The sequence below is a fragment of the Mesorhizobium sp. M0768 genome, from assembly GCF_040320195.1.
In the GTDB taxonomy this organism is placed as follows: Bacteria; Pseudomonadota; Alphaproteobacteria; order Rhizobiales; family Rhizobiaceae; genus Mesorhizobium.
Genome location: NZ_JAMYPD010000001.1, coordinates 488,276 through 502,127, shown reverse-complemented (window position 1 = coordinate 502,127; position 13,852 = coordinate 488,276). Strand labels below are relative to the sequence as shown.

15 protein-coding genes are annotated in these 13,852 nt (G+C 63.8%); 12 read left to right on the top strand and 3 right to left on the bottom strand.

Translation table 11 applies throughout. The annotated features are described in order from the left end of the window. The first annotated feature begins 66 nt into the window (after positions 1–66). The 3 genes from cobU (at position 67) to NKI08_RS02370 (ending at position 1,998) form a co-directional block, all read left to right on the top strand. Positions 67–564, top strand: coding sequence for a bifunctional adenosylcobinamide kinase/adenosylcobinamide-phosphate guanylyltransferase (cobU, locus tag NKI08_RS02380; RefSeq protein WP_352766979.1), 498 nt, complete (start codon positions 67–69; stop codon positions 562–564). A 1-nt stretch (position 565) separates the two neighbouring features. Next, complete coding sequence (cobO, locus tag NKI08_RS02375; protein ID WP_352613961.1) at positions 566–1,183, top strand: cob(I)yrinic acid a,c-diamide adenosyltransferase; 618 nt, start codon at positions 566–568, stop codon at positions 1,181–1,183. 500 nt (positions 1,184–1,683) lie between these two features. Next, positions 1,684–1,998, top strand: a complete 315-nt coding sequence (locus tag NKI08_RS02370) for a hypothetical protein (RefSeq protein WP_352470255.1) — start codon at positions 1,684–1,686, stop codon at positions 1,996–1,998. 27 nt (positions 1,999–2,025) lie between these two features. Here the strand turns inward: NKI08_RS02370 and cbiB are convergent, their stop codons facing one another. After that, complete coding sequence (gene cbiB / locus NKI08_RS02365) at positions 2,026–2,994, bottom strand: adenosylcobinamide-phosphate synthase CbiB (protein WP_352613962.1); 969 nt, start codon at positions 2,992–2,994, stop codon at positions 2,026–2,028. On the opposite strand from cbiB, the gene cobD reads away from it, so the two are divergent. From cobD to NKI08_RS02350, 3 genes are read left to right on the top strand one after another with little or no spacing between them, the layout of a single operon-like run. Then, complete coding sequence (gene cobD / locus NKI08_RS02360; protein ID WP_352766956.1) at positions 2,993–4,051, top strand: threonine-phosphate decarboxylase CobD; 1,059 nt, start codon at positions 2,993–2,995, stop codon at positions 4,049–4,051. The genes cbiB and cobD overlap by 2 nt on opposite strands. Next, entirely contained in the window at positions 4,048–4,551 is a 504-nt protein-coding gene (locus NKI08_RS02355) for a tyrosine phosphatase family protein (protein ID WP_352766954.1), read from the top strand. Before cobD ends, NKI08_RS02355 begins: the two co-directional genes overlap by 4 nt. Positions 4,552–4,610: 59 nt before the next feature. Then, positions 4,611–5,825, top strand: coding sequence for a serine hydrolase domain-containing protein (locus NKI08_RS02350; RefSeq protein ID WP_352766952.1), 1,215 nt, complete (start codon positions 4,611–4,613; stop codon positions 5,823–5,825). Between the two features lie 62 nt (positions 5,826–5,887). On the opposite strand, the gene NKI08_RS02345 is transcribed toward NKI08_RS02350, so the two are convergent. Both NKI08_RS02345 and NKI08_RS02340 read right to left on the bottom strand, forming a co-directional pair. Beyond that, positions 5,888–6,691 (bottom strand): creatininase family protein, encoded by an 804-nt coding sequence (locus tag NKI08_RS02345; protein ID WP_352681647.1) that lies wholly within the window; start codon positions 6,689–6,691, stop codon positions 5,888–5,890. Positions 6,692–6,748: 57 nt separating this feature from the next. Beyond that, positions 6,749–7,132: a RidA family protein gene (locus tag NKI08_RS02340; RefSeq protein WP_352766950.1), complete on the bottom strand. Its 384-nt coding sequence runs from the start codon at positions 7,130–7,132 to the stop codon at positions 6,749–6,751. 379 nt (positions 7,133–7,511) lie between these two features. On the opposite strand from NKI08_RS02340, the gene NKI08_RS02335 reads away from it, so the two are divergent. The 6 genes from NKI08_RS02335 (at position 7,512) to NKI08_RS02310 (ending at position 13,702) form a co-directional block, all read left to right on the top strand. Beyond that, the gene (locus tag NKI08_RS02335) at positions 7,512–8,516 is read left to right on the top strand and encodes an ABC transporter substrate-binding protein (protein ID WP_352766948.1); all 1,005 of its coding nucleotides are present in this window, start codon (positions 7,512–7,514) and stop codon (positions 8,514–8,516) included. 3 nt (positions 8,517–8,519) lie between these two features. Beyond that, positions 8,520–9,344, top strand: a complete 825-nt coding sequence (locus NKI08_RS02330) for an ABC transporter ATP-binding protein (RefSeq protein ID WP_352452129.1) — start codon at positions 8,520–8,522, stop codon at positions 9,342–9,344. Further along, the gene (locus NKI08_RS02325) at positions 9,331–10,182 is read left to right on the top strand and encodes an ABC transporter permease (RefSeq protein WP_352490743.1); all 852 of its coding nucleotides are present in this window, start codon (positions 9,331–9,333) and stop codon (positions 10,180–10,182) included. Before NKI08_RS02330 ends, NKI08_RS02325 begins: the two co-directional genes overlap by 14 nt. A gap of 17 nt (positions 10,183–10,199) precedes the next feature. Beyond that, a complete protein-coding gene (locus NKI08_RS02320) occupies positions 10,200–11,498 on the top strand; it encodes a cytosine deaminase (protein ID WP_352766977.1) in 1,299 nt (432 codons plus the stop codon). Further along, on the top strand, positions 11,495–12,895 hold the full coding sequence (locus tag NKI08_RS02315; RefSeq protein ID WP_502899544.1) for an FAD-binding oxidoreductase: 1,401 nt from the start codon (positions 11,495–11,497) through the stop codon (positions 12,893–12,895). Before NKI08_RS02320 ends, NKI08_RS02315 begins: the two co-directional genes overlap by 4 nt. Before the next feature lie 225 nt (positions 12,896–13,120). Further along, on the top strand, positions 13,121–13,702 hold the full coding sequence (locus NKI08_RS02310; RefSeq protein WP_352766945.1) for an NAD(P)H-dependent oxidoreductase: 582 nt from the start codon (positions 13,121–13,123) through the stop codon (positions 13,700–13,702). Positions 13,703–13,852: the final 150 nt, after the last annotated feature.

The window sequence follows — 13,852 nt, the reverse complement described above, 5'->3', positions numbered from 1 at the left end:
GCGGAGGGTTCACGGCCCGGGCCACCTGCCGGCGCTACTGGTTTCCCGGCCGGGGGTGGGGGGGCAGTGCCCGTGGGCGGGGGCGGGGCGCGCGCCGCAACGCGCGCGCATGCCGAGAGCCTGGTGACGGTCGGCCCGCCGCCTTGGAGCTATATCGCCACGGCGCAAGCCTATGACGACGAGATGCGCCAGCGCATCGCGCTGCACCGCTCGCGCCGCGGCGCCGGCTGGACGACCATCGATGCGCCGCTCGACCTTGCCGGCGCGATCGGAGCGCTGCCTGACGGCCAGCCGGTGCTGATCGATTGCCTGACGCTGTGGCTGACCAACCATATGCTGGCCGACCATGATGTCGGGGCCGAATGCCGGAGGCTGGCCGATGTGCTGTCGCGGCCGCGTGGGCCGTGGTTCGTGGTGTCCAACGAGGTCGGCCAGGGCATCGTGCCGGACAATGCGCTGGCAAGACGGTTTCGCGACGCCGCCGGCCGGCTGAACCAGGACGTCGCGGCTGTTGCCGGCACCGTGCTTTTGATGGTGGCGGGGCTGCCGCTCAAGGTGAAATGACATGGCTGATACTATCGATCCCAAGGACGAGGAACGCCACCGCGCCAAGATGGCCAAGCGCAAGGCGGTGCAGGACGCCGAGGTCGCGGCCAAGACGGTCGAGAAGGGGCTGCTGATCGTCAACACCGGACCGGGCAAGGGCAAGACCACGGCCGCCTTCGGGCTGGCGCTCAGGATGCTCGGCTATGGCAAGCGCGTCGGCGTCGTTCAGTTCATCAAGGGCAAATGGCATACCGGCGAGAAGGACGCGTTTGCTAGTTTTGGCGATCGTGTCGTCTGGCACGCCATGGGCGAGGGCTTTACCTGGGAGACACAGGACCTGAAGCGCGACGTCGCGGCGGCCGAGGCTGCCTGGGCGAAGGCGCTGGAGCTGATGGCCGACCCGTCGATCAGCCTGGTGGTGCTCGACGAGCTGAACATCGCGCTGCGCTACGACTACCTCGATCTCGAAAAGGTGGTCGCGGCGCTGAAGGCGCGTCGCGCAGGCCTGCATGTCGTCGTCACCGGCCGCAACGCCAAACCGGTATTGGTCGAGGCGGCCGACCTGGTCACCGAGATGGGCGTGACCAAGCACCACTTCTCCGCCGGCGTGAAGGCGCAGCAGGGGATCGAGTTCTGAGGGGTGTTGCTGGCGCCTCTTCTTCCTTCTCCCCTTGTGGGAGAAGGTGGATTGGCGCGCAGCGCCAAGACGGTTGAGGGGTGCTGGCCGGAGCGCTGTTGGTGCCAAGCTGGAACACCCCTCATCCGGCCGCTTCGCGGCCACCTTCTCCCACAAGGGGAGAAGGGAAAGCCGCACGAAGCGGCTCGCCCCTGGAATGGTAAGGGTGAGGGGCGGCGCCGACCTGACGCGATTAGTTGAAGCGTAGCCCTATTTTGTTCTTGCTTTGTGCCGGCAGCTATGCTACTAATTTTGGTATGGTGCTAATTGGGCTCCAACGACCCGTCGCTTGGCGGGTTTTTTGTTTCGCCTGAGATCGGGCGAAGATCACAACAGAATTATGACCGTCGAGATTACCCCAACTAGTGCGATCAGCAGAAAGTCGGCGATCCGGTAGAGTTTCAGTGCCGCCGGATGTCAGGGGATAGAGTTCTGGTCGCTTGCGAAGCTGGAGATTGTTCGTGGACCAGGCGGTAATCGTCTATCTTATTCTCAATGATGGTCAGTTTGGTGCCGCTGACGAACGCGAATCCATTTATGCGCTCGAGGATCGGCTAGAGAAAGCTATCGAGGATGCATCGGTCGGCGAGTTTGACGGTGACTTGTTTGGTGAAGGCGAATGCATCCTCTACATGTATGGGCCAAACGCTGAACGACTTTTTGTCGTAGTCGAACCCTTATTGAAATCTTCTCCCGTAGCTGCCGGTGGGTACGCGATCAAAAGGTTTGGCGTGGAAGCCGATCCGAGCGCAAAGGAAGTCCGTGTTACCTGGTAGGTCGGGTTTGCCGACCCATTCGGACGTTCACGCGGCGATGACGATCACCACGATGATCCCGAACAGCGCGATCAGCAGTAAGTCGGCGACGCGGTAGAGTTTGAGGGCCCGTCGGATGTCGGCGCTCTCCACCTCGCGCCGGCCGCCTTCGCCCATCAATGCGTCTTCGACCATGACGCCGTCATAGGAACGGGGGCCGGCGAGCGCCAGGCCGAGCGCGCCGGCCATCGCTGCCTCCGGCCAGCCGGCATTGGGCGAGCGGTGTTTTTTCGCATCGCGCCGCACGGCGTGCCAAGCGCCCTTGGCGTCGGCGCCCTTGACCAGGAAAGCGGCGAGTACGATCAGCAGCGCCGTCAGCCGCGACGCCGGCAGATTGATCCAGTCGTCGAAGCGCGCAGCCGCCCAGCCGAAGGCTTCGTGGCGCGGGGTGCGATGGCCGATCATCGAATCGGCGGTGTTGGCGGCCTTGTAGGCGACGCCGCCGGCGAGCCCGCCGATACCGAGCCAGAAGGCCGGAGCGACGACGCCGTCGGAGAAATTCTCGGCCAGGCTTTCGATCGCGGCGCGGCAGACAGCGGCCCTGTCGAGCTTTTCCGGGTCGCGACCGACGATCCGCGAGACGGCAATTCGGCCCATGTCCAGTCCGCCGCTGTCGAGGGCATCGGCGACCGCTTCGACATGCTCGGCCAGGCTCTTCTGCGACAGCAGCGACGTCGCCAGGATTGCGGTGACCAACAAGCCGAGGGGAATGCTCCAAAGCAAGGTTTCGAGCCAGAGGGCGAGGGCGGCCGGCACCAGCACGATCACCAGCAGCGCGAAGACGCCCCAGCCGCGACGGTGGGCGTCGGAATCAGTGGCGCGGTTGAGCCTGCGGTCGAGAAAGGATATCAGCCTGCCGAACCAGGTGACGGGATGGCCAATGGCATCGAAGAGCCGGGCCGGGTAGCCGAGTACAAGTTCGATGGCCAGCGCCAGGAAAGTGATCAGGATCGGCATGAAGTCTCTTGATGGAGTGACGGCGGCAGTGGACCACGGCGGAAGCCTTGGCCGGGCGAGGGCGATTTTCCCTCACGCGCCGCTGCCTTTCGTCGACCTCTCGACCGGGATCAATCCGCACTCCTACCCGCTTTTCGATTTGCCCGCCACCGCCCTGTCGCGATTGCCGGAATCAGCGCGCAGCCGCGACTTGGCTGAACTCGCGGCAAGCGCCTATGGCGCCCCGTCGGCGGCGAATGTCGCAGCGGCGCCCGGCACGCAGATCCTGTTGCCGCGCGTCGCTTCCCTGGTCAGCCCGGGCACGGCGCTGGTGCTCGGGCCGACTTATGCCGAGCATCGGCGGGCAGCGGCGATCGCCGGCCATGCGGCGGCTGAAGTCGATGATTTCGAAGCCCTGGCGGCGGCCGACCTTGCCGTCGTCGTCAATCCCAACAACCCGGACGGGCGCGTCGTCGAGCGCGAAAGATTGCTTCGACTTGCCGGGACATTGCGCGCCAGAGGTGGGCTGCTGGTGGTCGACGAGGCCTTCATGGATGTCGGCCCGCGCAGCGAAAGCGTGGCCGGCGACGTCGACCAGGGCGGCATCGTCGTGCTGCGTTCGTTCGGCAAGTTCTTCGGCCTGGCCGGCCTGCGGCTTGGCTTTGCACTGGCCGGTGCGCTGACGGTCGAGCGGCTGGAGGCGCAATTCGGGCCATGGGCGGTTGCCGGGCCGGCGCTCGAATATGGCATAAGGGCGCTTGCCGATACCGGCTGGCAGGCCGGGATGCGGCGCCGTCTGGCCGAGGATGCCGCGCGGCTCGATACGCTGTTCGCCCGCTTCGGCGTGCCTGTCGCCGGTGGCACCGCGTTGTTCCGCTATATCAGGCTGGCGGGCGCCGCCGGCCTGTTTTCGGTGCTCGGCCAGCGCGGCATCCTGCTTCGGCATTTCGCCGATCGTCCGGATGCGCTGCGCGCCGGCCTGCCGGGAGCCGATGAAGAATGGCGGCGGCTCGAATCGGCACTTGCCGGCTGGGCCTCGCGGCGCGACGATGATGCCAAGGGAGAAACTACCCAATGATCCACGTCTGCTCGCTGTCCAAAGTCGAGGAAACGGTAACGAAGACCGGGGCCGGGCGGCTGCTTTCGCTGCTCGCTGCCGGAACGGAGGTGATGCGACCGGCCTCGATCACCAGGGAAAACCATCTGCATCTGGTCATGCACGACATTGCGGTGGCGCAGGAGGGCATGACCATGCCGGGCGAGGAGCATGTCGTGAACCTGCTCGATTTCGCATGCCAATGGGATCGCTCGCGGCCGCTGGTGGTGCATTGCTATGCCGGCATCAGCCGCTCGACCGCTTCGGCCTATATCATCGCGGCAGCGCTGGCGCCGAAGCGCGACGAGGCCGAGTTGGCCGAGACGCTGCGCGCGCTGTCGCCCACGGCGACACCCAATCCGCGGCTGATCGCAATTGCCGACGCACTGCTCGATCGCAGGGGCCGGATGATCGAAGCGATCCAGGCGATCGGGCGCGGCGCGGATGCTTTCGAAGGCACGCCGTTCGAATTGAAAATCTGAGCCTAAAAACAAATTCCAGGAAAAGTGCGCAGGAGTTCTAGGACACGGCCAAGGGGCGAATGATGATCGGGAGAATTTTGGCCATCGTTGTTGGCGTGGTCTGCGCGACAGGCAGCGCCATGGCCGCGTCCATGCCGGCTCTCAAGTCGATCGACCTGGCAGCGCTCCAAGCCACTGTCGAGGGTTTGGCCAAGGAACTTATGCTGCCCGGTGCCATGGTTTTGCTCAAGACTCCGCAGGGCAACCTCGTCTTCGGCTACGGTACGACTGAACTGGGTGCCACGAACCCGCCGCGCGCCGATACCCACTTCCGTGCGGCCTCGAACACCAAGACGATGACCGCCGCTGTCATCGTGCAACTGGTGCAGGAGGGGAAACTGAGCTTCGCCGATCTGATCTCGAAATACGTCCAGCGCGTTCCCAACGGCGACGAGATAACCATTCGGCAGCTCATAACAATGCGGAGCGGCCTCCCTAACTTCACCAATGCGCCGGAACTTGCCGAAAGCCTGGACAAGTATCCTTACAAGGCATGGACCGCCGATGAAGTACTCGGCATGGCGTTCAAACGGCCGCCGGACTTCGCGCCGGGTGCCGAATTCGAGTACAACAACACCAACTACTATCTGCTCGGCCTTGTTGCCGAGAAGATCGACGGCAAGCCGCTCTCGACCATCTTCCGGGACCGCCTGTTCGGGCCGCTCGGCATGAAGAACACCGCGTTGCCGCCGAGCACGTCGAACGCCATCCCCGAGCCATACTCAAACGGCTATCTCTACGGCAGTACTTCGTACGCCCTGGCTGATGCGCCCTATCCGGACGACCTCCAGGCTGCGGCCAGGGCGGGAACGCTCAAGCCCAACGATGACACATGGCAGAACCCGTCCGCCTACTTTGCGGCTGGCGGAGTCATCTCCACCGCGGATGACCTCGCGACCTGGATGCGCGCGCTAGTCGGGGGCAAGCTCTTCAATGCCGACTTTCAGCGGCAGTGGCTTGCAAGCCCTGAGGCGCCGGAGCCGGGCGAACCCGCCATGCAAAAATACGGCTATGGCATCCTAACGCTGACCTTCGGGCGTAACGAAATCTACTATCACGAAGGCGAGATGCCCGGTTACCAGTCCTTCATGGGCTACGATCCGGCCAATGACGTGACCCTGGTCATATGGACCAACCTGACTCTCGCGCTCGACGGCCAGGCGACCGCCAACACCTTGATGGTGAAGATACTGGACGAAATCTACACGGTGTCGCCGCTTCAAGAGGTGAAGTGAGGATCCTCGCGCGAATGGAATCGCTCCTCGTGAGCGAGGCCTGAGCTGGTGGGATCAAACACCTAAGCCAACCAATCCGCCAGCTTTGCATTGCGCACGTCTCTCAGCAGGCCAATGAAGCCGTCGGCCTGATGCTCGGCGGTGAGCTGGCCTTTTTCGGCGGTTGCAACGCTGGCGTCGCCGACCACGCCATTCGGGTTGAGATCGCTGGCGATCCAGGCGAAGGCGTGCGTTCCGGTGTGGCGCAGCAGCGCAAATTCCTTTTCGGCGCGGGCGACCTTGGACACGAAATTGTCGGCCTTGGCCATGTCGACGAGATCGGGCCGGAAATGCAGCATCAACGAGGTCTCGACGTCGCCGCCATGAATGCCGTGGCGGTCCTCGAGCTCGGTGTACATGCCGGCCGGCCGGCCAAAACGCTGCCAGCTGGTCTTTACCGCCAGCATCTTTGTCCGCACGCGCAATTCGCGGGTGACGATGCCCATGATCTCCTCATTGCCGCCATGCGAGTTGACGACAATCAGTTTTCGGACGCCGGCGCGCGCGACCGACAGGCCAAGTTCGGTCCACGCCTCGACCAAGGTCGTCGCCGGCAAAGTGAGGGTGCCGGGCGCATGCAAATGCTCGTTCGACTTGCCTACCGCCTGGACCGGCAGGATGCGGATGTCGAGATCGCCGGGCAGGCGCGCGATCACCGTTTCCAGCATGCCGTTCATGATCGAGGTGTCGGTCGAGACCGGCAGATGCGGGCCGTGCTGCTCAATCGCCGCCAGCGGCAGAACGGCAATGGTCGCCTCAGGATCGACGGTCGCGTATTCGGTGGTCCGGTAGTCACCCCACCATACGCGTTTTTTTGCAGCGGTCATGTCATGCCCTCTTGAACCGACAAGCCCAGACCTAACGCGGGAACGATCGGCTGTCGATCATCCCGCCGCAATGACCTCGATCTCGACCTTGAATTCCGGCCGGGCAAACCCGGACACGATCATCAGCGTCGAGGCCGGCGCCGGGCTGGCGAACAGCCGGTCGCGAACCTCCATATAGGGGCGCAGGAAGGCGCGGTCGGTGACGTAGGCATTGATGCGGACGATGTCGGACAGGCCGAGCCCGGCCTCGCCGAGAATCGCCGATATGTTCCGGAAACAAAGCTCGGCCTGTGCGCCGGCCTCCTCGGGAATCTGGTCATCCGCTGTGATCGCGACCTGGCCCGAACACAGAACCAGCCGCTTTCCGGGCGGCAGTTCGACGCCATGGCTGTAGCGGGCGAAGGGGGGCTTGATCGACTTCGGCGTGAGAAATTTGAACATGGCAATCTCCGTTCACGGCAGCCTATCGCATCGGCCCGAAAATCGGGATCGATTTTCGGAAAGCACGATGCGAAGATTCAAAGTTTTAGAGCGTACTTTGTGCGTCCAAGTGGACGCACGTCGCTCTAAGGCCGGATCGATGCGGGCATCAAGATGGCGGTGCATGTCACGAGGGCGATTATGGACAGGCGATCAAAAAATAGGCACGATGCCTTTCGTACAGCATGACCCGTCCGGCCTTCGCGCCGCCATTGCTCAGGCGGGCATTGCACAAGCGGGCGGTCCCGGCGCAACGCGCCGGTGGCATGTGTCTTGCTTCTTGAAACAATGGTGTCGAGCCCGGCGCGTGACGCGCCGGAGCGAACAAAGGGTGGTGTGGATGTACAGAAAACTCAAGATTTCGACGTGCGCGATCGTGCTGCTTGGCGCAGGCACGCTTGCCGCGGCAGCGAACGAAAAAGTCACCTTCGGCACCAACTGGCTGGCTGAGCCGGAGCATGGCGGTTACTACCAGGCCGTGGCGGACGGCACCTATGCGGCCTGCGGCATCGACGTGACGATCATGCAGGGCGGCCCACAGGTCAGCGGCCGGCCGCTGCTGCTGGCCGGCAAGATCGATTTTTACATGGGCGGCAATCTGCTGTCGGCTTTCGATGCCGTGCAGCAAGGCATACCGATGCGCGTCGTGGCGGCCGACTTCCAGAAGGACCCGCAGGTCATCATGTCCCATCCCGGGCAGGGGCTGGACAAATGGGAAGACCTGAAGAACGCCGAGCAGTACATCCTCGGCGACGAAGGTGCGCAGACCTTCTTCCAGTGGATGGTCACCGACCTCGGCTTCGATGCCGCCAAGCGCGTGCCCTACACCTTCAACCCGGCACCGTTCATCGCCAACAAGAAGTCGATCCAGCAGGGTTACGTCACCTCGGAGCCATTCGCCGTCCAGAAGCAGGGCGGTTTCACGCCGAACCAGTTCCTGCTGGCCGACTATGGCTGGGACACATATGCAACGACGGTCGAGACCATGCAGGAGACGATCGACAAGCGTCCCGAGGTGGTCCAGTGCTTCGTCGATGGCTCGGCCAAGGGCTGGTACAATTATCTCTACGGCGACAACAAGGCCGCCAACGAGATGATCAAGAAGGAAAATCCGGACATGACGGATGAGCAGATCGCTTTCTCGATCGAGCAGCTGAAGAAGTTCGGCGTGGTCGATTCCGGCGACAGCGAAAAGCTCGGCATCGGCGCCATGAGCGACGCGCGCATCCAGAGTTTTTACGACAAGATGGTGAAGGCCAAGGTCGCGCCGGCGGGTATCGACATCAAGAAGGCCTACACGCTGGCCTTCGTCAACAAGAGCGTCGGGCTCGACCTGAAGAAGTAGGCCGTGAAGCTGGAGAAAGTGGCGCAACAGCCAGGAAGTGTATCGGAGCCGACGCTGTTGGCGCTGCGTGGCGTCGGCAAGGTTTTTTCCAACGGCGTCACCGCGCTCAGCAATGTCGAGCTGACGATCCGGGAGGGCGATTTCCTCAGCCTGCTCGGGCCGTCGGGCTGCGGCAAATCGACGGCGCTGCGGCTGATTGCCGGCCTGTCGACGCCGACCTCGGGCGTGCTCGACTGGCGCGGCAGCGGCGCCCTCGAGCGTTCGAATATCGGCTTCGTCTTCCAGGAGCCGACGCTGCTGCCCTGGGCCGACGTCTTCGACAATGTCTGGCTGCCGTTGCGTCTGAAGGGTGTGTCGCGGGCCAAGGCGGCGCCGGCGGTGATGGAGATGCTGGCGCGGGTTCACCTGACCGGCTTCGAGAAGGCCGTGCCGCGCGAACTGTCAGGCGGCATGAAAATGCGCGTCTCGATCGCCCGCGCCATGGTGACCAAGCCGCGCATTCTGTTGATGGACGAGCCGTTCGCCGCACTCGACGAGATCACCCGCTTCAAGCTCAACAACGATCTTCTGGAGCTATGGCAGGATGAGCGTTTTACCGTCGTTTTCGTCACCCACAGCGTCTTCGAAAGCGTATTCCTCTCCAACCGCGTCGTCGTCATGGCGGCGCGGCCGGGCCGGGTGTTTGCCGAGCTTGCCGTCGACGCGCCCTATCCGCGCGACGAGGCGTTTCGCACCTCGCCCGACTATGCCGCGCTCTGCCGCCAGGCATCCGACGTGCTGATCGGCGCCATCAACTCAACTGCCGGACCGCATCATGACGGCCATTGAAGAACCAGTCTTGGCGCTCGACCCGGAGGAGGCGCGCCGCGTCCGCCAGGAGCGCTTCGAGCGCATCGGCAGATGGCTGCTGCCGCTGGCGATCATGATCCTGGCCATCTGGCTGTGGGACCGCATCTGTGTCTGGAACGACATTCCGAAATACATACTGCCGCGCCCCGGCGTGGTGCTGCAAACGCTGCACGACGATGCCGGGCTGCTGTTCTCGTCGCTGCTGGTGACGCTCCGGATCACCTTCTTGAGCCTGCTTCTCGCCGTGGTCGGCGGTGTCGGGCTGGCAGTGCTGTTCGCTCAATCGAAATGGGTGGAGATGTCGTTCTTTCCGTTCGCCATCGTGCTGCAGGTGACGCCGATCGTCGCGATCTTTCCGCTGATCAATATCTATGTCGACAACCAGACGACGAAGCTTTTGCTTTGCGCCTGGATCGTCGCCTTCTTCCCGATCCTCTCCAACACCACGCTCGGCCTCAATTCCGTCGACCGCAATCTGCGCGACATGTTCAAGCTCAACGGTGCGACCCGCTGGCAGCAATTGCGCTATCTGCGGCTGCCGGCGGCGATGCCTTATTTCCTCGGCGGGCTGAAGATCGCCGGCGGCCTGTCGCTGATCGGCGCGGTGGTGGCAGAGTTCGTCGCCGGGGCCACCGGCCAGTCGTCCGGCCTCGCCTCGCGCATCATCGAGGCCGGCTACCGGCTCAACGCGCCAAGGCTGTTCGCGGCGCTGATCCTGATCTCGCTCACCGGCATCCTGATCTTCCTGGTGCTGTCGCTGATTTCGCATCTCATTTTGCGGCGCTGGCACGAGAGCGCGCTGAGGCAGGAGCGGTGATGGTGAGCAGCGCCGCCTTGATACCGGCTTCTGGTTCCTACCATCTCGCCAAGGTTCGGCTTCATGCCTCACTTACGCCGCGCTTTTCCGGAGCCTTCGATACCGACGGGTTTGGGCTCGCCGATATCGCAATCGCCGATGGCAAGATCTCCGGGATTACGGCGCATCTATCCAACGCACCGGCGGACGCCACCGACCTCGGCGGCCGCATCGTGCTGCCGTGCTTCGTCGATTGCCACACCCATATCGACAAGGGCCATATCTGGCCTCGAAAGCCCAACCCGGACGGCACCTTCATGGCCGCTTTGAACGCCACCGGCGCCGACCGGGCGGCGCGCTGGAGCGCCGACGACGTTGCCCGTCGCATGGATTTTTCGCTGCGCTGCGCCTACGCGCACGGCACCAGGGCGCTGCGCACGCATCTCGACAGCGTCGCGCCGCAGGAAGAGATCTCCTGGCCGGTGTTCGAGACGATGCGGGAGAAATGGCGCGGCCGCATCGAGCTGCAGGCGGCCTGCCTGCTCGGCATCGAAGGCGTGCGCGACAGGAAATGGTTCGAGAGGCTGGCCAAGCGGGTGGCTGCCGCCAAGGGTGTCCTCGGGGTCGTCACCTACATGGTGCCAGATCTCGAAGAATTGCTCGACCAGGTGTTCGCGCAGGCGATCAAGCACGGCCTCGACCTCGATTTCCACGCCGACGAGACCGACGATATCGCGGCGATCTCGCTGAAGAAAATCGCCGAAGCCGCCCTTTGGAACGGTTTTGACGGGAACATCCTAGTCGGCCATTGCTGCTCGCTGGCGCGCCAGCCCGACCTCGACGTGCTCGACACCCTGGACAAGGTCGCCAAGGCCGGCTTGGCGGTGGTGTCGCTGCCGATGTGCAATCTCTATCTGCAGGACCGGCGCGGCGACAACACCACGCCGCGCTGGCGCGGGGTGACGCTGCTGCATGAGATGAAGGCGCGCGGCATTGCCGTCGCCGTCGCTTCCGACAACACGCGCGACCCGTTCTATGCCTATGGCGATCTCGACATGCTGGAGGTCTATCGCATGGCGACGCGCATCCTGCATCTAGACCATCCCGTCGCCGACTGGCCGCAAGCGGTGACTTCGACGCCGGCCAAGGTGATGCGGCTCGATGGTGTTGGCACGCTTGCCGCCGGAGGGTCGGCCGATTTCGTCGTCTTCAAGGGGCGGAGCTGGACGGAATTGCTGTCGCGGCCCGAATCGGATCGCATCGTCGTGCGCGACGGGCATGCGATCGAGCGCCAGCTGCCCGATTATGCCGAACTCGATGATCTGATGGTGGAATGATGGATATTGCGGCGCTCAAGCGCGACCTGGACGGTTTGAAGATCGACGACCATCCGGCGATCGTCCAGCAGAAGAGCCGCGACTTCTACTGGTACAGCCCGGTGCTGAAGCAGCAGCTCGAGCACGTCACCGGTGACCTGATCGTGACGCCGAAAACCGAAGACGAGGTCGTCCGCATTCTCGCCGCCTGCCACCGGCACGGCGTCCCGGTGACGCCGCGCGGCAGCGGCACCGGCAATTACGGGCAGGCGATGCCCTTGTCCGGCGGCGTCGTGCTCAATCTCGCCGAGATGAACGCGGTCAAGACGATCGCCCCCGGCCGTGTCGTCACCGGCCCCGGCGCCGTGCTCGCCGACATCGACAGAGCGACGCGGGCGCATTCCGGCCAGGAGCTCCGCATGTCGCCGTCGACCTACAACACCGCATCGATCGGCGGCTTCGTTGCCGGCGGCTCCGGCGGTATCGGCTCGATCCGCTGGGGTGGACTGCGCGACCTCGGCAACGTCATCCGGCTGAGGACCGTGACGATGGAGGCTGAGCCGCGGGTCATGGAGCTCACCGGCGAGGACGTGCTGAAGGTCATGCACGCCTACGGCACCAACGGCATCATCACCGAAGTCGAGATGCCGCTGACTGCCAGCTATGACTGGATCGACGTCATCGTCGGCTTCGACGATTTCATGGATGCGGCCGGCTTCGGCAACGATCTCGCCATCCAGGACGGCATACTGGCGAAACTGATCACACCGATCGCAGCACCCATCCCCTACGATTACTTCAAGCGCCACCAGCGGTTTTTCCGGCGCGGCCAAAGCATCGTCGTCTTGATGATCGCGCCGCATGCGATGGATGCCTTCCTCGCCTTCACGGCGCGCAGTAAGGGCGAGATCGTCTTTCGCGCCGACAAGGAGGCCGATCTCAAGGGGCTGCCGCCGGCCTATGAGCTGACCTGGAATCACACGACGCTGCGTGCCATCCGGGTCGACCCGACGATCACCTATCTGCAGACCCGCTATCCGTCGCCGGACCACCTCGGCCACGTCAAGGCGATGGTCGACCGCTTCGGCGACGAGGTGCCGGCGCATCTCGAATTCATCCGCTTCGACGGCGCCATCGGCATCGCAGGGCTGCCGCTGGTCCGCTTCACCACGGCGGAGCGGCTCGACGAGATCATCCGCATCCACGAGGACAATGGCTGCTGGATCTTCAACCCGCACCGCTACACGCTGGAAGAAGGCGGCATGAAGCGCACCGACGAGGTGCAGCTCGCCTTCAAACGCGAGACCGACCCGCAAGGCCTGCTCAATCCCGGCAAGATGATCGCCTGGGAGAACCCGGACTATGACTATCGCTCGGGCAAGTCGTTCCTGTTCAAGGGACTGGAGAAGGCGGTTTGAGACGATGACGGGCGTGTGGCGCTGTACCCCCCTCTGGCCTGCCCTCTTTGCCACCACTTGGCATCTCCCCCTCAAGGGGGGAGATTGGCAGTTCCATCGTCTCGACCATCTTCCAACGTCGTCGAGTGGCGAACGCGATACTGACAGCCGATCTCCCCACTTGAGGGGGAGATGCCCGGCAGGGCAGAGGGGGGTGCTTGGTGCCGACTTGCGAGATGTTCTCCTGTGAACATTCTCGTCCTCTATGCTCATCCTGTGGAGACCAGCTTCAATGCCGGCCTGCACCGGACCATCGTCGAGCGGCTGAAAGCGGCCGGCCATGTCGTCGACGACTGCGATCTCTATGCCGAGGGTTTCGATCCCAGGCTGACGCGGGCCGAACGGCTGTCCTATCACGACGAACGCAGCGACGGCGATCCGGCGTCAGCCTATATCGAGCGCCTTCTGCGGGCCGAGGCGCTGGTGCTGTCGTTTCCGGTGTGGAACTTCGGCTATCCGGCCATTCTGAAAGGCTTTTTCGATCGCGTCTTCCTGCCCGGCGTGTCGTTCAAGCTGGTCGACGGCAAGGTGCAGCCGTCACTGCACAACATCCGCAAGGTGGTCGCGGTCACGACCTATGGCGGCAGCCGGTTCCGAGCCATGCTGATGGGTGACCCGCCGCGCAAGCTGGTCAAGCGGGTGCTGCGCGCCACCATCAAACCCGGCGGGTCGGTCTCCTATCTCGCGCATTACTCGATGAACCTGTCGACGGACGAGACGCGGACGAGGTTCATCGCGAAGGTCGCGGCCAGGATGGACGCGTTCTGACGCGGGAGGGGACTTTTCCTTCTCCCCTTGTGGGAGAAGGTGGATCGGCGCGTAGCGCCGAGCCGGATGAGGGGTGCTGGAAGAAACGCGGCGTGGGAAGATTGGGACGGGAGCGCTAAACGCTAATTCCGTTGAGGTAGCGATCCTTCC

Excerpts from the sequence above, each read along its gene's own strand:
- NKI08_RS02345 (WP_352681647.1), bottom strand. The coding sequence starts at position 6,691 with ATGACCGCTGCAAAAAAACGCGTATGGTGGGGTGACTACCGGACCACC.
- cbiB (WP_352613962.1), bottom strand. The coding sequence starts at position 2,994 with ATGCCGATCCTGATCACTTTCCTGGCGCTGGCCATCGAACTTGTACTC.
- NKI08_RS02325 (WP_352490743.1), top strand. The coding sequence starts at position 9,331 with ATGACGGCCATTGAAGAACCAGTCTTGGCGCTCGACCCGGAGGAGGCG.
- NKI08_RS02350 (WP_352766952.1), top strand. The coding sequence starts at position 4,611 with ATGATGATCGGGAGAATTTTGGCCATCGTTGTTGGCGTGGTCTGCGCG.
- NKI08_RS02355 (WP_352766954.1), top strand. The coding sequence starts at position 4,048 with ATGATCCACGTCTGCTCGCTGTCCAAAGTCGAGGAAACGGTAACGAAG.
- cobO (WP_352613961.1), top strand. The coding sequence starts at position 566 with ATGGCTGATACTATCGATCCCAAGGACGAGGAACGCCACCGCGCCAAG.
- NKI08_RS02340 (WP_352766950.1), bottom strand. The coding sequence starts at position 7,132 with ATGTTCAAATTTCTCACGCCGAAGTCGATCAAGCCCCCCTTCGCCCGC.
- NKI08_RS02335 (WP_352766948.1), top strand. The coding sequence starts at position 7,512 with ATGTACAGAAAACTCAAGATTTCGACGTGCGCGATCGTGCTGCTTGGC.
- cobD (WP_352766956.1), top strand. The coding sequence starts at position 2,993 with ATGAAGTCTCTTGATGGAGTGACGGCGGCAGTGGACCACGGCGGAAGC.
- NKI08_RS02315 (WP_502899544.1), top strand. The coding sequence starts at position 11,495 with ATGATGGATATTGCGGCGCTCAAGCGCGACCTGGACGGTTTGAAGATC.